Raw genomic sequence first — 23956 nt, forward strand, 5'->3', positions numbered from 1 at the left:
ACGAATTCATGACGTTCCAGCAATTCCTGCTCATTCTTCGCGCACGCTGGCTGGTCGGCCTTGCGGTGCTCCTCGTGGTGGTGGCCACCACTGTCGCTGTCAGCCTGGTGCTGCCCAAGCAGTATTCCTCGGCCACCTCGGTGCTGATCGACGTGAAGTCGCCGGACCCCATTCTCGGCGTGACGCTGCCGGCGCTGGTGACCCCGGGCTATATGGCGACCCAGGTCGATATCGTGACCTCGGACCGCGTGGCCCAGCGCGTCGTGCGCATGCTCGGTTTCGACAAGAGTGCGGCGGCGGTCGAACAGTGGCGCGAGGCGACCGAAGGCAAGGGCTCGATGGACGCCTACTTCGCTGATCTGCTGAAGAAGAAGCTGGACGTGAAGCCGTCGCGCGAATCGAACGTGCTGTCGATCCAGTTCAGCGGACAGGATCCGGCCTTTTCGGCGGCGGTGGCGAATGCCTTCGCCCAGGCCTACATCGACACCAACCTCGAACTGAAGATCGAACCGGCCAAGCAGTACGCCAGCTGGTTTGCCGGCCAGTCCAAGGCCCTTCGTGAAGGCCTGGAGAAGGCGCAGAGCAAGCTGTCCGCCTTCCAGCAGGAAAGCGGCATCGTCGCCACCGACGAACGTCTCGACATCGAGAACGCCCGCCTGGCCGAACTGTCCAGCCAGTACACCGCGATCCAGGCGCAGCGCAGCGACAGTTCCTCGCGTCAGGCCCAGGTCGGACAGGCGCAGATCGAAACCCTGCCCGAAGTGCAGCAGAACTCGCTCATCATCGGCCTGAAGGCTGATCTTGCACGCGGCGAGGCAAGGCTGAACGAAATGAGCCAGCGCTACGGCCGCAACCATCCGGAGTACCAGCGCGCCCAGGGCGAGGTCGATACGCAGCGCGCCAAGCTGGATGCGGAAATGAAGAAGGTGGCCAGCACCATCGGCACCAGCAACCGCGTAAACGTGCAGCGCGAGGCCGAAGTGCGCGCCGCGCTGAACGCGCAGAAGAACCGGGTGCTGGAACTGAAGAAGCAGCGCGACGATCTCGCGGTGCTGCAGCGTGAAGTGGAAAGCGCGCAGCGCGCCTATGACGCGGTGGCTCAGCGCTTCACCCAGACCAGCCTCGAAAGCCAGACCACGCAGACCAATATCGTGGTGCTCACACCGGCGATCGCGCCGGTCGAGCATTCGAGCCCGAATCTGCTGCTGAACACGCTGGTCGCGATTTTCCTGGGCACCCTGCTGGCAGTCGGTACCGTGCTGCTGCTCGAGCTGCTGGATCAGCGCGTGCGGGGTGACGACGACCTGCAACAGCTGCTCGGTGTGCCGGTGCTCGGCCTGATTTCGTCGGTCAAGTTCAACAAGGGCGCCAAGCGTGCCCGTGCGGCCACCGCCTGAGGACATTACAGATGAACGCCCCCACTTCCATAGATTCCGGATCCGGTCGCGCCATCGGTGCCATCCTCATCGACGCCGGCCGGCTGACGCCGGATGGCGCGGAGCGCATCCTGCGCGCGCAGCGTGATGGCGGCCTGCGCTTCGGCGATGCCGCGATCTCGCTCGGACTGCTGAAAGAATCGGACATCCAGTTCGCGCTGTCGCGTCAGTTCGACTATCCCTTCCTGCAGCCGGGCGAGAGCACGGTCAGTGATGAGGTGATCGCGGCCTACCGTCCCTTTACCCGCCAGGTCGAGGAACTGCGTGCGCTGCGCAGCCAGCTCATGCTGCGCTGGTTCGATGCCGAAGCCGAACGCAAGACGCTGTCCATCGTCAGTCCGGAGCGCGGCGAAGGTCGCAGCTTCATCGCCGCCAATCTGGCGGTGGTGTTTTCCCAGCTCGGCGAGCGCACGCTGCTGATCGATGCCGACATGCGCAATCCGCGGCAGCATGCGCTGTTCTCGGTCAGCAACCGGGTCGGCCTGTCGGAAACGCTGGCCGGTCGTGGTGGCCCTGAAGCCGTTCAACGGGTGCCTGCGCTGCTCGATCTGTGTGTGCTGCCGGCCGGCGCGGTGCCGCCGAATCCGCAGGAGCTGCTGTCGCGTCCGGTGTTCAGCCAGCTGCTCGCCCAGCTGTCCAAGGATTTCGATGTCATCCTGATCGACACGCCTGCCGGGGCGGAATATGCCGATGCGCAGACCATTGCGGTGCGTGCCAGCGGCGCGCTGATGGTGGCGCGCAAGAACGTGAGCCGCGCCTCGCGTCTGCGCCGTCTGGCCGACGAACTGGTGACCGCCAGCGCCACCCTCGTCGGCTCGGTGATGAACGAGCCGTGATACGGATGGTCTGAACGGTGTCTTCGATCTCTCCCGGCGCATCCGGCATGTCCGCTTCTCCCTCTCTGCGTCTGGGCGCCGGCAGCCTGTCTCCGCTGTGGGCACCGTTCTGGGTCGTGGTGGCCGGTCTGGCCGCCATGTACGGCCCCAGTTTCCATGATCTGTTTACCGGCATCTGGAGCACCGACGAGAACGCGCACGGCCCCATCGTGCTGTCGGTGTCGCTGTGGCTGCTCTACACCAAGTGGAACTCGATTGCCGACGACGTGAAGCCGGCGCCGGCCCCGGCGCTCGGCTGGCCGCTGGTCGTGCTGGCGCTGCTGCTGTACGTCGTCGGCCGGTCGCAGGACATCCTGATTTTCGAGATCGGTTCGCTGATCCCGATGCTGGCCGGTCTGATGCTGGTGTTCTTCGGCCGGGCCACGCTGCTCGGCCTGTGGTTTCCGCTGTTCTTCATGCTGTTTATGATTCCGCTGCCCGGCGTGCTGGTCGATGCGGTGACCCAGCCGATGAAGATGGCGGTGTCGTGGGCGGCGGAACACCTGCTGTATGCGCTGGGTTATCCGATCGCACGCACCGGCGTGATCCTGGTGATCGGCCAGTACCAGCTGCTGGTCGCCGACGCCTGCGCCGGCCTGCACTCGCTCTTTACGCTCGAGGCGCTGGGTCTGCTCTACCTGAATCTGGTGCGTCACGACTCCTTTGCCCGCAACCTGACGCTGGCCATCCTGATCGTGCCGATCTCCTTCACCGCCAACGTGATCCGGGTGATCGTGCTCACGCTGATCACCTACCATTTCGGTGACGAGGCGGGGCAGGGCTTCCTGCATGGCTTTGCTGGCATGGTGCTGTTCATCAGCGCACTCATCCTCATCATCGGCGTCGATTCGATGCTGCGTTTCGGCGTCCGCCAGACCGACGCGCCGGCCTGAGCGGCCCGGTCTGAAATGAGTTCGGACACCGATCTGCTGTTCATGCAGGAAGCGCTCGCGCTGGCACGCGAAGCCGGTTCGCTCGGCGAGGTGCCGGTCGGCGCCGTGGTGGTGAAGGACGGCGAAATCGTCGGCCGCGGCTACAACCGTCCCATCATGGCCAGCGATCCGACCGCCCACGCGGAAGTGATGGCGCTGCGCGCCGCCGGCCAGGCGCTGGCGAATTACCGCATGCCGGGCTGTACGCTGTACGTGACGCTGGAGCCCTGCGCCATGTGCAGCGGTGCCATCCAGCACGCGCGCATCGCCCGCGTGGTGTTCGGTGCGCGTGACCCCAAGACCGGCTGCTGCGGCAGCGTGACCGACCTGTTCGCGGAGCCGCGGCTCAACCACCACGCCGACGTCGAATCCGGCGTGCTGGCGGACGAGTGCGGCCGCCTGCTGAGCGACTTCTTTGCCGCGCGCCGGCGGCGTACCGAGAACGCCTGATGCGCATCGACATCGACATTCCGACGCAGTGGATGCGCCTGTACGACGATGCGGGCGTGCTGATCCGCCGCTACCGTGTATCCACCGCGAAGAACGGTGCCGGCGAGCAACGCGGCAGCTACCGCACGCCGCGCGGCCGTCACGTCATTCGCGCACGCATCGGTGCCGGCGCACCGGCCAATACCGTGTTCGTCCGGCGGCGTCCGACCGGCGAGCTGTGGTCGCCCGAGCTGGCGGCCGCTCATCCGGGACGGGACTGGATACTGACCCGCATCCTGTGGCTGTCCGGCTGCGAGCCCGGTTTCAACCGGCTGGGCGAGGTCGACACCATGCGCCGCTACGTCTATCTGCACGGCAGCCCCGACACCGCGGAAATGGGCGTGCCCGGCTCGATCGGCTGTGTGCGCATGCGCAACCGCGACATCATCGAACTGTTCGATCTGGTGCCCGCGGGCACGCCGGTGAATATCCTCGATGGTGTCCGGGGGGGCGCGTCGTGACCGAACTCGTGCTCGGCACCTGGGCCGAGCTGGCGCCGATGCTGGTGCCTCTGCGGCGCGAGGTGTTCATCGTGGAGCAGTGCGTTCCGGAAGAACTGGAGTGGGACGCATACGACGCGGTCAGCGTGCACGCGCTGGCGCTGATCGACGGCGAGGCGGTCGGCTGCGGCCGTCTGCTGCCGGACGGTCACATCGGGCGGATGGCGGTGCGTCGTGCCTTCCGCGGTCGCGGCATCGGCCGCGCAGTGCTGGATGCACTGCTGGCCGCCGCGGCCGGGCGCGGCCTGGGTCTGCTGCAGCTGCATGCGCAGACTCACGCCCAGGGGTTCTACGCGCAGGCGGGTTTCGTCGCGGAAGGCGCGGAATTCGACGAGGCCGGCATCCCTCACCGGCGGATGGTGCGCAGGCTCCCGAGCTGACCGACAGCCGCGTCGTCCAGCGGCTTGGTCAGGAAGCCGCTCACCCGCGGAAAGCCGAGCGCGCGTTCCCGTTCGCTGTCCAGCGCGGATGAACTGAGCATGCAGATGCGGGTGTCCCCCTGATGCCGGTCCGGCAGCGCGTGGAAGGCTTCCAGGAACTCGAAACCGTTCATGCGTGGCATGTTGATGTCGAGCAGGATGAGGTCGACCGGATGCCCGGCGTTCTCGCTCAGCCAGGCGAGCGCCTTTTCCGCCCATTCGAACACCATCACGTCGGCGGCCACGCCGGACTGTTCGATCAGCAGCCCGTGAAAGAAATTGTCCGCATCGCTGTCGTCGATCAGCATTACGGTGCGCAGCGCGGCGCTCATGCCGTGGTTGTCCTCGCAGAGGGTTCGGGGGCCTGGCCTATCATCCGGCTGATCGGCAGCGCGAGCACGAAGCGGGCGCCGCAGCCGGCGGCCGATTCGACGAACATGTGGCCGCCGTGCATGTCGGCGATGCGACGGCACAGCGCCAGCCCCAGTCCGGTCCCTTCATACTCGCTGCGCGCATGCAGGCGCTCGAAGGCGGCAAAGATGCGTTCGTGGAAGGACGGTTCGATGCCGATGCCGTTGTCGCTGACCGCCACATGCAGTTCGTCCTTCACCCGCTGTGCGGTGACCGTCACTTCCGGTGCCACGTCCGGTGCGTGGAACTTGATCGCATTGCCGATCAGGTTCTGCATCAGCAGGCCGAGCAGGCTGCGGTCACCGCGTATGACCGGCAGCGGCGCCACCTGCAGCGTGGCGCCGCTGCGCCCGATGGCATCGGCCAGGGCCTGACGGGTGTCTTCCAGCAGCTCGCTCAGGCTCACCGCGTCGGTCCGCGCTTCGGCGCCGTCCAGCCTGACGTAGGCCAGCAGATCGTCGACCAGCTGGCGCAGCCGTTCCCCACCCCGCACGACGAAATCGATGTAGCGCCGGCTGCGGCTGTCCGGCGCGTCCGGACTTTCACGGGCGAGCAGGCGGGCAAAGTTCAGGATGGAATTGATCGGCTCGCGCAGGTCGTGCGAGGCGACATGCACGAACTGCTGCAGCGCGATATTGCTGCGCTCCAGCTCGGCCAGCGTATGGCGGAGGTGTTCCTCCGCCCGCAGCCGGGCGGTGATGTCTTCGCCCACGCCCAGCAGGCCGGTCGCCACGCCGCCTTCGTCTTCCAGCCGGCTGGTGTGCCAGGCGATCACCCGCAGTTCGCCGGACGCATTCAGCGCATGCCCGCGGAAGCGCCGTTCGCTCTGCTGGGTGCCGTCGACCAGCCCACCGAAATAGCTGCGGGCCTCGCTGCGCTCGGCGGCCGGCAGGCACAGTTCGAACCAGTCACGCCCGATCAGGCTGTCCACCGGACGTCCGAGCACTTCAGCGCTTTTGCGATTGGCCTGTATCACGCGCCCGGCGGTGTCGGTCACCACCATCATGCTGCCGGCGGTGTCGAAGTAGAGCCGGGCCCGGTCGCGCTCCGCCTCGACTTCCCGGGTGCGCAGCGCGACCAGGGCGGACAGTTCGTCATTGAAGCGCTGCAGCTGGCGCTCGAACATGTTTTGCCGTTCGCGCGCCTCGCGCATGGCGTCCACCCGGTCGCGCAGTTCGATCTGCGCCACCACCTGACGGGCGAGGGCGGACAGGGCCTCGCGCTGCGCGTCGTCGAGCGTGCGGGCCACGGTGTCGATCACGCACAGCGTGCCGATGCGCTGACCGCCGGCCACTTCCAGCGGCGCACCGGCGTAGAAGCGGATGCCGGGCGCTCCGGTGACCAGCGGGTTGTCTCTGAAGCGGCTGTCTTCGCAGGCATCCGGCACCTCCAGCACTTCGGGCTTCAGGATGGCGTGCGCGCAGAACGCCTGTTCGCGCGGCGTTTCGCTGGCGTCCAGCCCGATCCGTGACTTGAACCACTGGCGTTCGCGATCGACCAGACTGATCAGCGCGATCGGCGTGCCGCAGATGAGGGACGCGATCCGGGTCAGGTCGTCAAAGGCCGGCTCCGGCAGCGTATCGAGCAGATGTGTCGCGTCCAGCGCCGCGAGGCGTGCGGATTCGTCGGCAGGGTGTGGCGCGTTCGGCAAGTTGGGCGTCGCTTTGCTCAATGGGCTGTCGGGAATGACGGCACGGGTGCCATGAACTTTATTGTGCACCCGATGGCGGGTGCCCGGGCAGCGGGGTTTCAGCGTACCGCGGTCAGCACCGTCCGTCCGGTCTCGCCGCCGCCCGGGCCGTGGCGTCTTTCCTCGATCCGGATCGCCGCCGGGTCGATCACCAGCACGGTGCGTGAGCGGGTGCCGTAGTCGTCGCCGGCGATGAAGACCGGTGACAGCCTGCGCTCCCACTCCAGACTGACGCCGGTGTCCGGCAGATCGGCGTCGGCGGCCGGCGTGGGGTCGAGCAGCAGTTCGAACAGCGCATCCACTCGCGCCTCCGTCGCGGCCCTGGACCCCTGACCGGTCACCCGCGCGAACGCCTCGCGCGCCCGGACCAGCTTGGGCCAGGGCGTGCCGGGAAGGTGATTGGACAGCGCATGCAGGCCGGGCGGCAGCGGCGAGCTGCGTGGCGGATGGCCGCCGCCGTGCCCGACCCAGATCAGATCGCGGCCGTCGCACAGCAGCAGGTTGAAACCGTTGTACTGCGCCGCCTCGCGCATGCAGGCCGCGGCGTGCTCGGCCGCCGGCATCCGCCCGGTCAGGAAATCCGCCACCAGCGCGCCACGCGAGCGCGCGTCCGGGCGCTGGCGGGCCGGGTCACGGTAATTGGTCAGTGCCGCGAAGCGCCCGTCGGTGCTCACGCCCAGCCAGGTGCCGCCGGATACCTGATCGCGCCCGGCCATCACCTGTGGCGCGTCCGGCCACACCTGAAGCGGCGCGCTCGGCCGCCGGTGGAATTCGTCGCGATTGGCAGCGACCTGCAGCGACGGGTGTCCGTACGGCTGCCAGTCCAGCACGATGAGGCACATGAGCCGGCGGCCTAGGCAGCGCGGAAGCGCTCCAGATGACGACCGGTGTCCGCGGCCAGGAAACCGTGCAGGCCGTGGCGCTGCACGTGGCTGCCCAGTTCCAGTTCGAACAGCCGCTGGTTGTTCACGCCTTCGTAGATTTCCATCCAGGTCAGCGGATCGTCCAGCCGCCGGCGCACCCGGCCGGGCACGCCGGTGGCCGCCTGCAGAGACGCCTGCATGGTGGCCAGCGCGGCGCGCAGCGCGGTTTCCTGCGCCGGGTCGATGCGGTAGTAGATGTAGTAGTCGATACGCGTGCTCATGCCGATGCGCGCGCTTACTCGCCGAGCGCGTAGGGCAGGGCGGTGAAGCTGAGCGCGTCGCCGTCGGGCGCGCCCAGACGCACCGGACCGGCTTCGGTGCTGGACATCTGCACCACCGCCAGCAGCGCGCAGCCGCCCTCCGGCAGCGCCACCGCATCGACCACCGCACCGCAGGCCTGATCACCTGTGTCGCTGCCATAGACCGGCGTACCGGCCGCCGGCGGGGCGCACTCCGCGCTGGCGCGGTACATGCGCCGCTTCAGCTTGCCCAGGTACTGGGTGCGGGCGACGATTTCCTGGCCCGGATAGCAGCCCTTCTTGAAGCTCACGCCGCCGGTCAGTTCGAAATTGACCATCTGCGGCACGAAGGCTTCCTGCGTGGCCGGCCAGATGCTGACCAGGCCGTCGCGGATGTCGAACCAGCGCCATGCGGGGGTGCCCGCCGGCGTGGCGTGGGCGGACAGCGCCTGCCACACGGTCTGCAGCCGCTCGGGCGGGGTGACGATCTGGAAGCGGTCGGCGGCCAGGCGCAGCACGCGCACGCCCTCCGCCTCGGCCTGCTTCATCGCGGCCGGCGGCAGCGGCAGGCCGGCGGCGGCCAGTGCCGCTTCGGCGCCGCTGCCGGCCAGGCCGAGCGCGGGCAGATCGGTGCTCGCATCGCCCAGCTTCGCCTTGGCGCGCAGGATGTACATCGACAGCTTGCGTCGCATCGGCTCGGCCAGCGCGCGCGGCAGCTGCAGCACGACCGCATCGCCGTCCTTCCACAGCGTGAAGGCGGCCAGCAGCCGACCCTTGGGCGTACAGAAACCGGCGGTGCGCACGCCGTCGGCCGGAATGCCCTGCACGTCATTGGTCATCAGGTTGTGCAGGAAGCTGGCGGCGTCCTCGCCCTCCGCACGCAGGCGGGACAGGTGGGTGAGCGGCACCAGCACGGTGCCGGTCTGCGCCGCGTGCATTTCGGCGGCGGCGTCGGTCATTGCAGGAAACTGGCCGTCATCGGCGGCAGTCGAGGCGGCATCAGAGGCGGGAATGAGGTCTGTGAGCAGCATGGTGTTGCGAATTCCGTGGTCGGGGAAAGTACGGGAAGAGGTTAACATACGGGGCCGCGCACGCCTGCCGCGCGTTCCTCTCCCGGTTGCATGACCCGTCTGCTGTCCCGTCTGTTCCTCATCGTTCTCGTGCTCGCGCTCGTCTGCGCCGGCGGCCTGTTCTGGTACGCGCGTCAGCCGCTGCAGTGGGCCGGTGGCGCCATCGAATACACGCTGAAGCCGGGCACCGCGCTGCGCCAAGCCGCACGCCAGATCGAAACGGCGGGTGTGCCGGTCGATGGCGCGCTGCTTGGCCTGATCGGCCGCTTCGCGGTCGATGGCACCCGGCTGCAGGCGGGCAGCTATGCCTTTTCCAGCGGACTTACGCCGATCCAGCTGCTGGAAAAGATGACCCGCGGCGACGTGAGCATGCGCGAGGTGCGCTTCATCGAAGGCTGGACCTGGCGGCAGATGCGTGCCGCGCTGGCCGCCCAGCCGGACCTGAAGCAGGACGCCGCCGCGCTGAGCGATGCGGAGGTGATGGCGCGCATCGGCGCCGAGAGCACGCAGCCGGAAGGCTGGTTCTTCCCGGACACCTATCTGTTCGCGGTCGGCGACAGTGACCTGTCGGTGCTGGCGCGCGCGCATCACGCCATGCGCCGCCAGCTCGACCAGGCCTGGGCGGCACGCCAGCAGGGCCTGCCCTATGCCACGCCGCGCGACGCGCTCATCATGGCGTCCATCGTCGAGAAGGAAACCGGTGCCGCGGCCGACCGCGACAAGGTCGCGTCGGTGTTCGTGAACCGTCTGCGCGCCGACATGCCGCTGCAGACCGACCCCACGGTCATCTACGGTCTGGGCGAGCGCTTCGACGGCAATCTGACCCGCGCCCACCTGCAGGCGGACAACCCGTACAACACCTATCTGCGCCGCGGCCTGCCGCCCACGCCGATTGCCGCGCCCGGACGCGCCTCGCTGGACGCGGCGCTGAATCCGGCGCCGACCCAGTACTATTACTTCGTGGCGCGCGGCGACGGCAGCAGCGTGTTCTCGAAAACCCTGGCCGAGCACAACAGCGCGGTCGACCGCTACCAGCGCCGCCCTGCGCGCGCGCAGCGCTGAGCGGCGCAACCGACTTTCACGATTCCGATGCACAACACCCGCTTCATCACCTTCGAAGGCATGGACGGTGCCGGCAAGAGCACCCAGATCGCGCGCACCGCCGACTGGCTGCGGGCGCGCGGCCACGCCGTGCTGCTCACCCGCGAACCCGGCGGCACGCCGCTCGGCGAGTCGCTGCGCGGCCTGCTGCTGCACGAAGCCATGCATCCGGATACCGAGGCGCTGCTCATGTTCGCCGCCCGGCGGGAGCATCTCGCGCAGGTGATCGAACCGGCGCTGGGGCGCGGCGACTGGGTGCTGTGCGACCGCTTCACCGACGCCAGCTTCGCCTATCAGGGCGGCGGCCGCGGCCTCGACATCGCGCGGCTGCAGGCGCTCGAAGCCTGGGTGCAGCGCGGGCTGCAGCCCGGCCTGACGCTGCTGTTCGACCTGCCCTGCGAAGTGGCGGCGCAGCGGCTGGCCGCCAGCGGCGGTGACCCGGACCGCTTCGAGCGCGAACAGTCTGATTTCTTCAACCGGGTGCGCGCCGCCTACCTGGCGCGGGCGCAGGCCGACCCGGGCCGCATGCAGGTGCTGAATGCCGCCCGCAGTCCGGAAGAAGTGTCTGCTCAACTTGAAGAAATTCTTTCAAGGTACTGTTCCTGAATGATTTACGACTGGTGCAAGCCGCAGTGGTCTCAGCTGATGGCGCTCGGCAGCCGGCTGCCGCACGCACTGCTGCTGGCCGGTCCGTCCGGGCTGGGCAAGCGTGAATTCGCCGAGGCGCTGGCCGCACGCATGCTGTGCGAACGCGCCCGCGGCGAAGAGCAGGCCTGCGGCGAATGCGCGTCCTGCCGGCTGATTGCCGGCGACAACCACCCGGACTGGATCACCGTGCGGCCGGAGGCCCTCGAAGAGTCGCCGGACGACGAATCCGCGGACGACGAGGGCGACGGCAAGGCGAAATCCACCCAGATCCGCATCGCCCAGGTCCGCGCGGTGGTCGAACGGCTGGGCGTCGGTTCGCATCAGGGCGGTTACCGGGTGGTGCTGCTGTATCCGGCCGAGGCGATGAATGTCGACTCCGCCAATGCACTTCTCAAATCACTTGAAGAACCGCCGCCCAATACCTTGTTTCTGCTGATTTCAGATCAGCCGAGAAAGCTGCTGCCCACGATACGCAGCCGCACCCGTGTGCTGTCTTTCCAGCAGCCGCCGGCCGACGAGGCGCTGGCCTGGCTGGCGCAGCAGGGCGTGCGCAATGCGGCCGACGCGCTGGCGCTGTGCGCCGGTTCCCCGCTGCACGCGCGTGACCTGGCCGGCTCGCGCGACGCTCAGATTCAGGGCCAGTTTGTCGATGATGTAGCCAGACAGGCGCTGAGTTCGCCGCTGGAGGTGGCCGCCCGCTGGGACGGCTGGCTGAAGGGGAAGAAGAAGGGCGAGCCGGGCCTGACCGATCTGCCCACGCTGGTCACCTGGCTGCAGCGCTGGCTGGCCGATGTGGTGCTGCTGGCGCAGGACTGCGAGCCGCGGGTATTCGTCGGTCGCCGCGCCCAGCTCGCGCAGCTGGCGGAACGCAGCGACGTGGCCACTGTCCTGCGTGGGTACAATGAATTGCTGAAGGTGCGGGCGCTGGCGCATCACCCGCTGAATGCGCGCCTGTTCCTGGAAGACCTGCTGATGCGCTATGCCCGGCTGTTCCGGGCCGCGCGCTGATCGCCGATCGAGCAGGACTGCAAAGGAGACTGTCATGTCGGATGCGCAGATGCAGAATCGCCGCAGCGTGCTGTCGCTGGCGGTCAATTCCAAGTCGGTGCTGTACGCGGCCTTCATGCCCTTCCTGAAGGGCGGCGGCATTTTCCTGCCGACCAACCGCAGCTACCGCCTCGGCGACGAGGTGTTCCTGCTGCTGCAGCTGATGGACGATCCGGCCAAGCTGCCCATCCAGGGCACGGTGGCCTGGGTGACGCCGGCCGACGCGCAGGGCGGCAAGCAGCAGGGCATCGGCCTGCGTTTCGGCGACGACGAAAGCAGCAAATCGGCGCGCGCCAAGATAGAACAGGTGATCGGCAGCTATCTCGGTTCGTCGCGCCAGACCCACACGCTCTAGATTTCCCGCATTGCAACGGTTCCTGAATGTTCATCGATTCACACTGCCACATCGATTTCCCTGACCTCGCAGAGCGCGAGGATGAAGTGATCGCCAACATGGCGGCCCAGCAGGTCAGTCACGCGCTGTGCGTGTCGGTCAATATCGAACAGTGGCCGCGGGTGACCGGCATGGCCGAGCGTCACGACAACGTGTTCGCGTCGCTGGGCGTGCATCCGGACTACGAGGACGTGACCGAGCCTGACGTGGCGCAGCTGGCCGACATGGCCCGCCATCCGCGCGTGGTGGCGATCGGCGAAACCGGGCTGGACTACTTCCGCCTGACCGGTGACCTCGAGTGGCAGCGCAAGCGCTTCCGCACCCATATCCGCGCCGCGCGCGAGTGCGGCAAGCCGCTCATCATCCACACCCGGTCGTCGGCCGAGGACACGCTGGCCATCATGCGCGAAGAGCGTGCGCATGAAGCCGGCGGCGTCATGCACTGCTTCACCGAAACGCTGGACGTGGCGAAAGCCGCCATCGACATGGGCTTCATGATTTCCTTTTCCGGCATCGTAACCTTCAAGAACGCGCAGCAACTGCGCGACGTGGCGCAGGCCATCCCGCTCGACGCGATGCTGATCGAGACCGACTCACCCTATCTGGCGCCGGTGCCCTACCGCGGCAAGATGAACGAGCCGTCCTACGTACCACATGTCGCTGCCGAACTGGCCCGGGTGCGCGGACTGAGCGCGGACGAGATCGGGCGGGCCACCAGCGACAACTTCTTCCGCCTGTTCCGCGACGCCGCCCGTCTGGCCGGCCGCGAGGAGTGCCCCGCATGAAATCCCTGCGCATCGCGCTGCTCAGCGTCTGTCTGGCCGCTGCCAGCGGCGCTTCGGCCGCCGCCTACGATGACCTGATCAACGCCGCCAACATGGGCGACGCCGCCAAGGTGGCGAGCTTCATCGACCGCGGACTGGACGTGAATTCGGTCGATCCCCGCGGCGAAACCCTGCTCATCATCGCTGCCCGCAACGGCTACGGCGACCTGGTCAAGGCGCTGATCGCCCGCCGCGCCAGGCTGGAGGCAGTCAATGCGGTCGGTGAAACCGCGCTGGCGGTGGCGGCCTTCAACGGTCATGTGGCGGTGGTCGAACAGCTGCTTGCAGCCGGCGCCAACCCGGTGAATACCCAGGGCTGGTCGGCGCTGCACTACGCCGCCATGCAGGGGCATGCGGCCGTACTTCGTGCCTTGATCGAGCGCGGCGCGCCGGTCGATGCACCGGCGCCCAATGGCGCCACTGCGCTGATGCTGGCTGCCCGTGCCAACGTCGAATCGGTCAAGGTGCTGCTGGCGGCGCGCGCCGACGCCCGCATCCGCGGTCGCGACAACGAAAGCGCGCTCGACTGGGCGGTCAAGGCCGGCAACACGGATGCCGCGGCGATGATCCGCGCGGCGATGGGGCAGTGATGGAGCATCCTGCCACCGGTTCCGGCCTCGGCCACAGCACCGATTACCCGGACAGCTACGACGCCGGCCTGCTGTTTCCGATGCCGCGCGAGGCCTCGCGTTTGCCGCTCGGGCTGGCGGCGGATGCGCTGCCCTTCGCCGGCATCGACCGCTGGCATGCCTGGGAAGTGTCCTGGCTCAATCCGCAGGGCAAGCCTGAGGTGGCGATCGGCCGCATCGACATTCCGGCCAGCAGTCCTTTCATGGTCGAATCGAAGTCGCTCAAGCTCTATCTGAATGGCTACAACAGCGAACGCATGGTGTCGCTGGAGGCGGTGCGCGCGCTGATCGAAACCGATCTGTCGGCGGCCTGCCAGGCCGGCGTGACGGTCGAGCTGTACAGCCCGGACACGCTGCCCGGCCTTGCCGTGCAGTCGCCGGGCGAATCGATCGACGCGCTGGACATCGCCTGCGAGCGCTACCACCCGGACCCGGCGCTGCTGTCCGCCGCTGGCGACACGGTCGAGGAAACGCTGCGCTCCGACCTGCTGAAATCCAACTGCCCGGTCACGCTGCAGCCGGACTGGGCTTCGGTCATCGTGCATTACGTCGGCCCGCGCATCGACCGCGCCGGCCTGCTGCGCTACATCGTGTCCTTCCGCAACCATGCGGATTTCCACGAGCATTGCGTCGAGCGCATCTGGGTGGACCTGATGGAGCGCTGCCGGCCGGAAAAGCTGACGGTGTTCGCCTGCTATACCCGGCGGGGCGGGCTGGACATCAATCCGTGGCGCAGCAATTTCGAAACGCTGCCCGACACCTTCGTCAAGCTGGCCCGGCAGTAGATCCGGTCAGAGCCGCGCGCGCAGATCGGCCACCGCGGCGCGGAACTCGGGCGCACCGCCGTAACTCGGGTGCCGCGCGGGCAGGGCGTCTATGCCCATGTCGGCCAGGCTCTGCTGGCATACCCGGCCGATGGCCAGGCGCGGCACACCCGGGAAGAGGGCGAGGAACTGTTCGAGCAGCGGCCGCAGCGCACGGCGTTCGGCAGTGTTCGGTGCGCGGTTGCTGAGCGGATTGCCCGCTTCGTGCGGGTGGTAGGCCACCGCGTTCCACAGCACGAATTCGTGCGGCGCCCAGCCGTTGCCGTCCATCGCCGACCAGACGATGCTGGCGGTGCGCTCCAGCATGCCTTCGGTGTTCTTGAGCTGCGGCAGCGGCCGGCTGGTGCGGACGAAGGCGCCTTCGAAGTAGTCGGCGCCGCGGCCGGCAGCGTGCGCGGCCAGCACGTCACGTTCGCTGGTCATCGCCATGCCGGAGAACTTGGCGCCGCTGTAACTGGGCGCCTCGGCGATCAGCAGCACCCGGGCGCGGCCCAGCCGCGCGGCGAGGTAGCGATGCAGGTGGTCGGCGCGGATGCGCGGTGCGTCAGGCACGAGGTCATGCACCGGGTCATGATCGCCCCAGGGGTTGAACATGATGGCCGGATCGGGGATGCGGTCGCCGGCGGATATCGCGGACACGAAGCGGTCGAGATCGTTTGCGGACATCGGCTGTCAATGGAAGCTGAAAAGTCTGGGAACGCGGGCTGGAGAACGCCGGCTGAACGTGCGGGCCGAACGCGAGGCGCGCATTGTGCATTGTCTGAAAGAAAGAACACCACAAAGATGAAATCCGACCTCCTGCTGGCCGCCCGCATGGCGCTGCGCGATTTCCGGGCCGGCGAGCTGCGGGTGCTGGGACTGGCGCTGGTGCTGGCCGTGGCCGCGCTCACTTCGGTTTCCTTCTTTACCGACCGGGTCGCGCGCTCGGTCACCAAGGAAGCGAACCAGCTGCTCGGCGGCGACCTGCTGGTGGCCGGCGACCGTCCGCTGCCTGCCGCACTGAGCGCCGAAGCGCAGACGCGCGGGCTGCGCAGCGTGAACACCTGGACCTTCACCAGCATGGCGTCGACCGCCGACGGCGCCCAGCTCGTAGGCGTGAAGGCGGTGTCCGAAGGCTATCCGCTGCGCGGCAGGGTGCGCACCGCGCCGGCGCTGAATGCGCCGGATGCCGACATACGCGCCATTCCGGCGCCCGGCACCGTGTGGCTGGACGAGCGGGCCACCGCCGCGCTGGGCGTGCGCAGCGGCGACACCGTCAATCTGGGCGCGCTGCGGCTCACCGTGGCGGCGGTGCTCACCTTCGAATCGGACCGCGGCGCCAACTTCTTCGCCATCGTGCCGCGGCTCATGATGAATGCGGCCGACCTGCCGGCCAGCGGGCTGATGCAGGAAGGCAGCCGCATCATGTACCGGTTGCATCTGGCGGGTGACGACGCCGCGGTGCGCAGTTACGCCGCCTGGGTGAAGCCGCAGCTGGCGCGCGGCCAGAAGGTGGAAAGCGTGGAGGAGGCGCAGCCCGAGGTGCGCGGCGCGCTCGACCGGGCACAGAAATTCCTGCGGCTGGCCGCCATGCTGGCCGTGGTGTTCGCCGCGGTCGCGGTCGGACTGGCGGCGCGCCGCTACATGCAGCGCCACCTTGATGGCTGCGCGGTCATGCGCTGTCTGGGCGCGACCCAGGCGCGGCTCACACGGCTGTTCCTGATCGAATTCCTGCTGCTCGGGCTGCTGGCCTGCGGCATCGGCTGCCTCGCCGGCTATCTGACCCAGTTCGGCGTCGAGGCGCTGCTGGCCGGCCTGTGGGCGGCACCGCTGCCGCCGCCCGGCCCGCTGCCGCTGGTGTATGGCTACGCGGTCGGCATGGTGCTCATCCTCGGTTTCGTATGGCCGCAGCTGCTGAAACTGCGCCGGGTGTCCACGCTGCGGGTGCTGCGCCGCGACTGGGACGATGCCGACGTCGTGTCCTGGGGCGCCTATGCCTTCGGTCTGGCCTGCCTGTCGGCGCTCATCGTGCTGATGGCCGGGGATCTGGTGCTGGGCGCGGTGGTGGTCGGCGGCTTCGTCGCCGCCTGCGCGCTGTATGCCGCAGCCGCCTGGGGTGCGCTCGCGCTGGTGGCCCGTCTGCGCGGCGGTACCGCCGGCGGCTGGCGCTACGGCATGGCCTGTCTGACCCGCCGGCGCGTGGCCTCGACCGTGCAGATCGCCGCCCTCGGCCTCGGGCTGACCGCGGTGCTGCTGCTGGTGATCGCGCGCGGCGACCTGCTGGACGCCTGGCGCGGCCGGCTGCCGGCGGATGCCCCGAACCGCTTCATCCTGAACATACAGCCGGACCAGCGCGACGCGGTGCGCGCGCTGTTCGCCGAAGCCGGACTGCCGGCGCCCGAGCTGCTGCCGATGTCGCGCGCGCGGCTGACCGCCATCAACGGGCGGGCGGTGTCGCCGGACGACTATCCGGAAGCGCGCGCCCGACGCCTGGTCGAGCGCGAGTTCAATCTGTCCTGGTCCGACCATCTGCAGGTGGGCAACCGGCTGAGCGGCGGACAGTGGAATGCCTCGGTGCCGTCGTTTTCGGTCGAGGCCGGGCTGGCGAAGACGCTGGGCATACGTCCGGGCGACCGGCTGCGTTTCGAGATCGCCGGCCAGCAGGTCGAATCGGCGGTGGGCAGCCTGCGCGAGCTGGAATGGGATTCGATGAACGTGAACTTCTTCGTGGTCGCCACGCCCGGCGTGCTCGAAGACTTCCCCGCCAGCTACATCACGTCCTTCCATCTGCCGGCGGACAGGGCCGGCTTCACCAACACGCTGGTAGCGCGCTTCCCCAACCTGACCGCGGTCGATGTCGATGCCATGGTGCGCCAGTTCCGCGCGCTGATGGACCAGCTCGCCGCGGCGGTCAGCGTGGTGTTCGGCTTCGCGCTGCTGGCCGGCGTCATCGTGCTGTTCGCGGCCATCGAATCCACACATGACGAGCGGCGCTTCGAACTGGCGGTGCTGCGCACCCTGGGGGCACGCGACCGGCAATTGCGTGCGTCGCTGGCCGCAGAATTTGCGATACTCGGGGCTCTGGCTGGCGGGCTTGCAGCGATCGGTGCGCTCGTACTGACCGTGCTGCTGGCGCGCCAGGTCTTCCAGCTGCCCTACGTGCCTGCTGCAGGTCTGCCGCTGGCGGCGCTTGCATTCAGCATTCTGGCGGTGCTTGCCGCCGGCATGACCGGCCTTCGCGGCACGCTGAAAGCGCCCGCGCTGGCCAGTCTGCGCGCACTCTGATTTTCCGCATGGCCGACCCGATGCCGCGCTGTTGCAGCGCCGCATCGGGTCTGTCTGTCCGTCGCTCACAAGAAAAGAACATCCGGATGGTCAACCGATGCACCTGCCGCTGATCACTCTCGTCGCCCTGCCATTCGCCGGCAGCCTGATTGCCGCGCTGCTGCCGACCAATGCGCGCAACGCCGAATCGACGCTGGCCGGTGTCATCGCGCTGCTCTGCGCGGTGCAGGTCGCGCTGCTGTTTCCGGACATCGCGGCCGGGCAGGTGATCCGTCAGGACATTCCTTGGCTGCCGTCGCTCGGCCTGAACTTCGTGCTGCGCATGGACGGCTTCGCCTGGATGTTCTCGATGCTGGTGCTGGGCATCGGCGCGCTGGTGGTGCTGTACGCGCGCTACTACATGTCACCGGCCGATCCGGTGCCGCGCTTCTTCGCCTTCCTGCTCGCCTTCATGGGTGCGATGAGCGGCGTCGTGCTGTCCGGCAACCTGTTCCAGATGGTGCTGTTCTGGGAGCTGACCAGCCTGTTCTCCTTCCTGCTGATCGGCTACTGGCATCACCGCAAGGACGCGCGTCGCGGCGCGCGCATGGCGCTGACCGTGACCGGTGCCGGCGGCCTCTGTCTGGTGGCCGGCGTGGTGCTGCTCGGCCACATCGCCGGCAGCTATGACCTCGACGTGGTGCTGGCCGCCGGCGATGCGGTGCGCGCGCATCCGCTGTACCGGCCGATGCTGGTGCTGGTGCTGCTCGGCGCCTTCACCAAGAGCGCGCAGTTCCCGTTCCAGTTCTGGCTGCCGAACGCGATGGCGGCGCCGACGCCGGTGTCGGCCTACCTGCACTCGGCCACCATGGTGAAGGCCGGCGTGTTCCTGCTGGCGCGGCTGTGGCCGGTGCTGGCCGGCACCGACGAGTGGTTCTGGCTGGTCACCGGCGCCGGTCTGGCGACGCTGCTGGTCGGCGGTTTCGCCGCCATCTTCCAGAACGACCTGAAAGGCCTGCTCGCCTATTCGACCATTTCGCATCTCGGCCTGATCACCACGCTGCTTGGCCTGAACAGCCCGCTGGCCGCGGTGGCGGCGGTGTTCCACATCCTCAACCACGCCACCTTCAAGGCTTCGCTGTTCATGGCGGTGGGCGTGATCGACCACGAAACCGGCACGCGCGACATCCGCCGGCTCAGCGGTCTCGCGCGCTACATGCCGGTCACCGCCACGCTGGCGACGGTAGCCGCCGCCGCGATGGCCGGCGTGCCGCTGCTGAACGGCTTCATCTCGAAGGAAATGTTCTTCAGCGAAGCGGTGTTCCTGGCCGCCTCGCCCGGCATTGACCGCGCGCTGCCGGTGGTGGCGGTGGTCGCCGGCATGTTCAGCGTCGCCTATTCGCTGCGCTTCACGGTCGAGGTGTTCCTCGGCCGCGACAAGTGCGGCGCGCTGCCGCGTCAGCCGCACGAGCCGCCGCGCTGGATGCGGGCGCCGATCTCGGTGCTGGTGCTCGCCTGCCTGGTAGTGGGCACGCTGCCGCAGTGGTCCATACAGCGCATCCTGGAGACCGCGGCGCGGCCGGTGGTCGGCGTGCTGCCGGACTTCGACCTCGCGGTGTGGCACGGCTTCAATCTGCCGCTGTGGATGAGCCTGCTGTCGCTGGTCGGCGGCATCGCGCTGTTCTTCGCGCTGCGCAGCCCGATGCGCCGTGGTCATCTCGCGAAGGCGCCGCTGATCGGCCGCATCAATGGCAAGCGCGTGTTCCGCTCGCTGCTGGCCCGGCTCACGCTGGCCGGCCGGCATACCCGGCGCCTGTTCGGTACGCGCCGCCTGCAGATGCAGCTGATGCTGCTGGTGCTGGTGACGCTGGTGGCGGCTGCCGTGCCGCTGCGCAGGCTCGGCAGCGAGGCGCTGCTGGCCGGTGGTGACCGCGCCATGCTGGAGTTCTCGCCGATGTTCGCCCTGATGTGGCTGGTCGGTGCCGGCGCGGCGATCGGCGCCGTGTGGCAGGCGAAGTACCACCGACTGACCGCGCTGGCATTGATGAGCGTGGCCGGGCTGGTCACCGTCATCACCTTCGCCTGGTTCTCGGCGCCCGATCTCGCGCTGACCCAGCTGTCGGTGGAGGCGGTCACCACCGTGCTCATCATGCTGGGCCTGCGCTGGCTGCCGAAGCGGCTGGAGGACGTCGGTCGCAGCCAGCCGCTGCGGGTGCGGGCCAGGGCACGCGTCCGCCGCGGGCGTGATCTGAGCATCGCGCTGTGCGCCGGCGCCGGGCTTGCACTGCTGTCCTGGGCCATGATGACGCGCAGCTTTCCGCAGAGCATTTCGCCCTTCTTCCTGGAGCGGGCGCTGCCGGAAGGCGGCGGCCGCAACGTGGTGAACGTGATGCTGGTCGACTTCCGCGGCTTCGATACGCTGGGCGAAATCACGGTTCTCGGCGTGGTCGCGCTCACCGTGTATGCGCTGCTGCGCCGCTTCCGCCCGGCACCCGAAAGCGCCGGACTGCCGCCGCAGCAGCAGGCGCTGCCGGCCGACCTGGTGACCGATCTGGTCGATCCGTACTCCGACGAGGATCCGGCGCGCGGCTACCTCATGGTGCCGGCGGTGCTCATCCGTCTGGTGCTGCCGCTGGCGGCCATGATCGCGGTCTACCTGTTCATGCGCGGCCACAACGAGCCGGGCGGCGGCTTCGTCGCCGGGCTGGTGCTGTCGACCGCCTTCATCGTGCAGTACGTGGTGTCCGGCACGCAGTGGGTCGAGGCGCACATGGACCTGCGACCGCAGCGCTGGATCGCCTTCGGCCTGCTGACCGCGACCGCCACCGGCCTGGGCTCGTTCGCGCTGGGCTACCCCTTCCTGACCACCCATACCGCCCACGTCAGCCTGCCGCTGATCGGCGACCTCCACGTCGCCAGCGCGCTGTTCTACGACATCGGCGTGTTCCTGCTGGTGGTCGGGGCGACGCTGCTGATACTGACCGCGCTCGGCCACCAGTCGGTGCGCGGGCGCCGCGTCCGCGACAACGAAGAAGACGAACGGAAGGAAGGAGCGCACTGATGGAAATCGTCCTCGCATGCGCCATCGGCGTACTGACCGCCTGCGGCGTGTGGCTGCTGCTGCGGCCGCGTACCTATCAGGTCATCATGGGACTGTCGCTGCTCGGCTACGGCGTGAACCTGTTCATCTTCAGCATGGGCCGGCTGGCGCTGGACAGCGAACCGGTGCTGGCGCCCGGCGTGCCCACCGATCTGGCGCACTACACCGACCCGATGCCGCAGGCGCTGGTGCTTACCGCCATCGTGATCGGCTTCGCGATGACCGCGCTCTTCCTGGTCGTGCTGTTGGCGCAGCGGGGCTTCTTCGGCAATGACCATGTCGATGGCCGGGAGGACGCCGAATGAGGGCACTCGCGCAGGCACTGATGCCGCATCTGATCATCGCGCCCATCCTGCTGCCGCTGCTGACCGCCTGCCTGCTGCTGTTGCTGGACGGACGGCGGCACCGCATCCGCGGCATGATCGGTCTGGCGGCCGCGCTGGCCAATCTGGTGATCGCGGCGCTGCTGCTGTCCTGGGCCGGCAGCGGTCATCCGACGGCCTACGGCGTCTATCTGCCGTCGAACTGGGACATGCCCTTCGGCATCGTGCTGGTGGCCGACCGCCTGTCGGCGCTGCTGCTGCTGACCGCCGCCATCGTCGCGCTGATGGCGCTGCTGTTCGCGGTGGCGCGCTGGCACAAGGCCGGCGCGCATTTCCACCCGCTGTTCCAGATCCAGATCATGGGCCTGAACGGCGCCTTCCTGACTGGCGACCTGTTCAACCTGTTCGTGTTCTTCGAGGTGATGCTGGCGGCGTCCTACGGCCTGCTGCTGCACGGCTCCGGCCCGTCGCGGGTGCGCACCGGCCTGCATTACCTGGCGATCAATCTGGTGGCGTCCTCGCTGTTCCTGATCGGCGCCGCGCTGATTTATGGCGTGACCGGCACGCTGAACATGGCCGACATCGCCGCGCGCATCCCGCAGGTCGCCACCAGCGACCGCGCGCTGCTGCATGCCGGCTTCGCGGTGCTCGGCGTGGCCTTCCTGGCCAAGGCGGCGATGTGGCCGCTCAATTTCTGGCTGGTGCCGGCCTACGCCGCCGCCAGTGCACCGGCGGCCGCCATCTTCGCCTTGCTCACCAAGGTGGGCGTCTATGTGCTGCTGCGTTTCAGCACGCTCATGTTCTCGGAGCAGGCCGGCGCCTCGGCCGGCTTCGGCAGCGACTGGCTGCTGTGGGGCGGCACCGCGACGCTGGCGGCAGGCGCCTTCGGCATGTTCTCGACCCAGCGCCCGGGACGGCTGGCCGGCTTCGCGGTCATCGTGTCGTCCGGCACGCTGCTGGCGGTGCTCGGACTGGCCCGGCCGGAACTGACCGCCGGCGCGCTCTACTACCTGCCCAGCTCGACGCTCGGCGTGGCCGCCTTCTTCCTGCTGGCGGAGCTGATGGAGCGCTCGCGCAGCGCGGACGTCGCCGGCGCGCGCGCGCCGGAGGACGAGGAGGACCACCTGCCGTTCCCGCTGGCCGAACTGGAACTGGACAAGGACGTCAATCTCGACGAGGACGAGGAAATGCTGATCGGCCACGCCATTCCGGCCGCCACTGCGCTGCTCGGCCTGGCCTTCATCTGCTGCACCCTGCTGGTGGCCGGCCTGCCGCCGCTGTCCAGCTTCATCGGCAAGTTCGTGCTGCTGACGGCGCTGGTGCCCGGGCTGAGCGCGGACACGCTGCACGTCGAGTCGCTGCTGACCTGGGTGCTGCCGGTGCTCATCGTGGTGTCCGGCCTGTGCGCGCTGGTGGCGCTGTCGCGCGTGGGCATCCGCTTCTTCTGGACGCCGGTCGATCGCGAGGCACCGCTGCTGCGGGTGGTCGAATTCGTGCCGATCGCGCTGCTGGTGACCGTGTGCATCGTCATGTCGGTGCGCGCCGAACCGGTCATGCGCTACGCCACGGCGACCGCCGAAGCCCTGTACCACCCGGCTGGCTACATCGACGCAGTGCTGTCGGCGCGGCCACGTCCGACGCCGACCAATGCCGAACGTCTTGGCCTGCAAGGGCCGGAGGCCACGCCATGATGCGCCGGCTGTTTCCCGCTCCGCTGCTGTCGCTGGCGCTGCTCGCGCTGTGGCTGCTGCTCAACAACACGGCACTGGGGCCCGGCCAGTGGCTGCTCGGTGCCTTCCTTGGCGTGCTGGTGCCGCTGCTGACGCACCGGCTGCGACCGACGCCGGTGCGCTTCCGCCGGCCCGGCGTAGCGCTGCGGCTGTTCCTGCAGGTCGGCTACGACGTGATCGTGTGGAACTGGCGGGTGCTGCGCGGCACGCTGGCGGCCGGCGAGCGCATGCCGCGCGGCGGCTTCGTCGTCGTGCCGCTGGACATGCGCGACCCGAACGGGCTGGCGGTGCTCGCCGCCATCATGTGCGTCATCCCCGGCACCATCTGGTCGGAACTGGCGATGGACCGCAGCGCGCTGCTGGTGCACATGTTCGACCTCGACAACGCCGAGGCCGAGATCGCGCTGATCAAGGGCCGCTACGAGCGCCCGCTGATGGAGATCTTCGAATGAGTCCGCTGCTGTTTTCCGCCATCGTGTTCGCGATCGGCTGCTACATCACGGCGATGGCCCTTGCGCTGCTGCGCCTGGTCCGCGGCCCGTCCGCCCAGGACCGCGTGCTGGCGATGGACCTCATCTGCACCATCGCCATGCTGATCCTGATGGTGCTGGCGATACGCTATCGCAGCGCGATGTATTTCGAGGCGGCGCTGCTGATTTCCATCTTCGGCTTCGTCAGTTCCGCCGCGATGGCGAAATTCCTGCTTCGGGGCGAGGTGATCGAATGATTCCGCCGCTGCCGCTGTGGATCGAGATTCCGGTGGCGCTGCTGCTGGCGCTGAGCGGGCTGTTCACGCTGGGCGCGGCGATCGGCGTCGTGCGCTTCCGCGCCTTCTTCCAGCGCATGCATCCGCCGGCGCTGGCGTTCAGCTTTTCCGCCTGGTGCGTGACGCTGGCCAGCATCCTCTACTTCTCTGCGCAGGACGGCGTGCTGTCGCTGCATGCCTGGCTCATCATCATCTTCCTGTCGCTGACGGTGCCGGTGACCACCCTCCTGCTGTCGCGCACCGAGCTGTTCCGCCGCCGCAACGCGGGTGACCCGGACATGCCGCCGCCGCTCAGCGCCTGCGTGCAGCCACCGGACAACGGCGGGCCGCCGCAGCACTGAGC

Annotated in this window: 26 protein-coding genes; 20 read left to right on the forward strand and 6 right to left on the reverse strand. The window is 68.6% G+C overall.

The annotated features are described in order from the left end of the window. Positions 1 to 8: 8 nt before the first annotated feature. The 6 genes from epsF to METUNV1_RS04390 are packed head-to-tail and all read left to right on the forward strand — an operon-like array spanning position 9 to position 4612. Positions 9 to 1397, forward strand: coding sequence for a chain length determinant protein EpsF (gene epsF, locus METUNV1_RS04365; protein ID WP_008059230.1), 1389 nt, complete (start codon positions 9 to 11; stop codon positions 1395 to 1397). 11 nt (positions 1398 to 1408) lie between these two features. Beyond that, positions 1409 to 2272: a chain length determinant protein tyrosine kinase EpsG gene (gene epsG, locus METUNV1_RS04370; protein WP_008059231.1), complete on the forward strand. Its 864-nt coding sequence runs from the start codon at positions 1409 to 1411 to the stop codon at positions 2270 to 2272. Positions 2273 to 2319: 47 nt separating this feature from the next. Further along, positions 2320 to 3204 (forward strand): exosortase B, encoded by an 885-nt coding sequence (gene xrtB / locus METUNV1_RS04375; RefSeq protein WP_008059236.1) that lies wholly within the window; start codon positions 2320 to 2322, stop codon positions 3202 to 3204. A gap of 15 nt (positions 3205 to 3219) precedes the next feature. Further along, on the forward strand, positions 3220 to 3693 hold the full coding sequence (tadA, locus tag METUNV1_RS04380) for a tRNA adenosine(34) deaminase TadA (RefSeq protein ID WP_008059237.1): 474 nt from the start codon (positions 3220 to 3222) through the stop codon (positions 3691 to 3693). Further along, positions 3693 to 4193, forward strand: coding sequence for a L,D-transpeptidase (locus METUNV1_RS04385; protein ID WP_008059238.1), 501 nt, complete (start codon positions 3693 to 3695; stop codon positions 4191 to 4193). Before tadA ends, METUNV1_RS04385 begins: the two co-directional genes overlap by 1 nt. Then, positions 4190 to 4612: a GNAT family N-acetyltransferase gene (locus tag METUNV1_RS04390; protein WP_043358990.1), complete on the forward strand. Its 423-nt coding sequence runs from the start codon at positions 4190 to 4192 to the stop codon at positions 4610 to 4612. The genes METUNV1_RS04385 and METUNV1_RS04390 overlap by 4 nt, the downstream gene beginning before the upstream one ends. Here the strand turns inward: METUNV1_RS04390 and METUNV1_RS04395 are convergent. The 5 genes from METUNV1_RS04395 to ygfZ all read right to left on the reverse strand — a co-directional run bounded on the left by METUNV1_RS04395 (position 4579) and on the right by ygfZ (position 8945). Further along, entirely contained in the window at positions 4579 to 4983 is a 405-nt protein-coding gene (locus tag METUNV1_RS04395) for a response regulator (protein WP_008059239.1), read from the reverse strand. The two genes, METUNV1_RS04390 and METUNV1_RS04395, sit on opposite strands and share 34 nt — an antisense overlap. After that, on the reverse strand, positions 4980 to 6734 hold the full coding sequence (locus METUNV1_RS04400; RefSeq protein WP_232416262.1) for a sensor histidine kinase: 1755 nt from the start codon (positions 6732 to 6734) through the stop codon (positions 4980 to 4982). The genes METUNV1_RS04395 and METUNV1_RS04400 overlap by 4 nt, the downstream gene beginning before the upstream one ends. Positions 6735 to 6811: 77 nt before the next feature. Further along, the gene (locus METUNV1_RS04405) at positions 6812 to 7594 is read right to left on the reverse strand and encodes an NRDE family protein (RefSeq protein ID WP_008059241.1); all 783 of its coding nucleotides are present in this window, start codon (positions 7592 to 7594) and stop codon (positions 6812 to 6814) included. A gap of 11 nt (positions 7595 to 7605) precedes the next feature. Next, the gene (locus tag METUNV1_RS04410) at positions 7606 to 7896 is read right to left on the reverse strand and encodes a DUF4936 family protein (RefSeq protein ID WP_008059242.1); all 291 of its coding nucleotides are present in this window, start codon (positions 7894 to 7896) and stop codon (positions 7606 to 7608) included. A gap of 14 nt (positions 7897 to 7910) precedes the next feature. Continuing rightward, on the reverse strand, positions 7911 to 8945 hold the full coding sequence (gene ygfZ, locus METUNV1_RS04415) for a CAF17-like 4Fe-4S cluster assembly/insertion protein YgfZ (RefSeq protein ID WP_043358991.1): 1035 nt from the start codon (positions 8943 to 8945) through the stop codon (positions 7911 to 7913). Positions 8946 to 9035: 90 nt separating this feature from the next. Here ygfZ and mltG point away from each other — a divergent pair, with 90 nt between their 5' ends. From mltG to queF, 7 genes are read left to right on the forward strand one after another with little or no spacing between them, the layout of a single operon-like run. Continuing rightward, complete coding sequence (gene mltG, locus METUNV1_RS04420; protein WP_008059245.1) at positions 9036 to 10046, forward strand: endolytic transglycosylase MltG; 1011 nt, start codon at positions 9036 to 9038, stop codon at positions 10044 to 10046. A gap of 27 nt (positions 10047 to 10073) precedes the next feature. Beyond that, entirely contained in the window at positions 10074 to 10691 is a 618-nt protein-coding gene (gene tmk, locus METUNV1_RS04425; protein WP_008059247.1) for a dTMP kinase, read from the forward strand. Further along, positions 10692 to 11741 (forward strand): DNA polymerase III subunit delta', encoded by a 1050-nt coding sequence (holB, locus tag METUNV1_RS04430; protein WP_008059253.1) that lies wholly within the window; start codon positions 10692 to 10694, stop codon positions 11739 to 11741. It begins immediately after the preceding gene. 34 nt (positions 11742 to 11775) lie between these two features. After that, positions 11776 to 12135 (forward strand): PilZ domain-containing protein, encoded by a 360-nt coding sequence (locus tag METUNV1_RS04435; protein ID WP_008059254.1) that lies wholly within the window; start codon positions 11776 to 11778, stop codon positions 12133 to 12135. Positions 12136 to 12161: 26 nt separating this feature from the next. Then, a complete protein-coding gene (locus tag METUNV1_RS04440; RefSeq protein ID WP_008059255.1) occupies positions 12162 to 12959 on the forward strand; it encodes a TatD family hydrolase in 798 nt (265 codons plus the stop codon). Beyond that, a complete protein-coding gene (locus METUNV1_RS04445; protein ID WP_008059256.1) occupies positions 12956 to 13588 on the forward strand; it encodes an ankyrin repeat domain-containing protein in 633 nt (210 codons plus the stop codon). Before METUNV1_RS04440 ends, METUNV1_RS04445 begins: the two co-directional genes overlap by 4 nt. Then, the gene (gene queF / locus METUNV1_RS04450) at positions 13588 to 14412 is read left to right on the forward strand and encodes an NADPH-dependent 7-cyano-7-deazaguanine reductase QueF (protein WP_008059257.1); all 825 of its coding nucleotides are present in this window, start codon (positions 13588 to 13590) and stop codon (positions 14410 to 14412) included. The genes METUNV1_RS04445 and queF overlap by 1 nt, the downstream gene beginning before the upstream one ends. Positions 14413 to 14418: 6 nt before the next feature. Here the strand turns inward: queF and METUNV1_RS04455 are convergent, their stop codons facing one another. Continuing rightward, positions 14419 to 15117, reverse strand: coding sequence for a uracil-DNA glycosylase (locus METUNV1_RS04455; protein WP_008059258.1), 699 nt, complete (start codon positions 15115 to 15117; stop codon positions 14419 to 14421). A 117-nt stretch (positions 15118 to 15234) separates the two neighbouring features. Here METUNV1_RS04455 and METUNV1_RS04460 point away from each other — a divergent pair, with 117 nt between their 5' ends. From METUNV1_RS04460 to METUNV1_RS04490, 7 genes are all read left to right on the forward strand, one after another. Beyond that, positions 15235 to 17715, forward strand: coding sequence for an ABC transporter permease (locus METUNV1_RS04460; protein WP_008059259.1), 2481 nt, complete (start codon positions 15235 to 15237; stop codon positions 17713 to 17715). A gap of 97 nt (positions 17716 to 17812) precedes the next feature. Then, entirely contained in the window at positions 17813 to 20755 is a 2943-nt protein-coding gene (locus METUNV1_RS04465) for a monovalent cation/H+ antiporter subunit A (RefSeq protein ID WP_008059260.1), read from the forward strand. After that, entirely contained in the window at positions 20755 to 21099 is a 345-nt protein-coding gene (locus METUNV1_RS04470; protein WP_008059261.1) for a Na+/H+ antiporter subunit C, read from the forward strand. Before METUNV1_RS04465 ends, METUNV1_RS04470 begins: the two co-directional genes overlap by 1 nt. Positions 21100 to 21119: 20 nt before the next feature. Beyond that, complete coding sequence (locus METUNV1_RS04475; RefSeq protein ID WP_242059651.1) at positions 21120 to 22808, forward strand: monovalent cation/H+ antiporter subunit D; 1689 nt, start codon at positions 21120 to 21122, stop codon at positions 22806 to 22808. Beyond that, on the forward strand, positions 22805 to 23299 hold the full coding sequence (locus METUNV1_RS04480; protein ID WP_008059263.1) for a Na+/H+ antiporter subunit E: 495 nt from the start codon (positions 22805 to 22807) through the stop codon (positions 23297 to 23299). Before METUNV1_RS04475 ends, METUNV1_RS04480 begins: the two co-directional genes overlap by 4 nt. Continuing rightward, positions 23296 to 23574, forward strand: coding sequence for a K+/H+ antiporter subunit F (locus tag METUNV1_RS04485; protein WP_008059264.1), 279 nt, complete (start codon positions 23296 to 23298; stop codon positions 23572 to 23574). Before METUNV1_RS04480 ends, METUNV1_RS04485 begins: the two co-directional genes overlap by 4 nt. After that, positions 23571 to 23954 (forward strand): Na+/H+ antiporter subunit G, encoded by a 384-nt coding sequence (locus tag METUNV1_RS04490; protein WP_008059265.1) that lies wholly within the window; start codon positions 23571 to 23573, stop codon positions 23952 to 23954. The genes METUNV1_RS04485 and METUNV1_RS04490 overlap by 4 nt, the downstream gene beginning before the upstream one ends. Positions 23955 to 23956: the final 2 nt, after the last annotated feature.

It is taken from the genome of Methyloversatilis universalis FAM5 (assembly GCF_000214035.2).
Lineage (GTDB): Bacteria > Pseudomonadota > Gammaproteobacteria > Burkholderiales > Rhodocyclaceae > Methyloversatilis > Methyloversatilis universalis.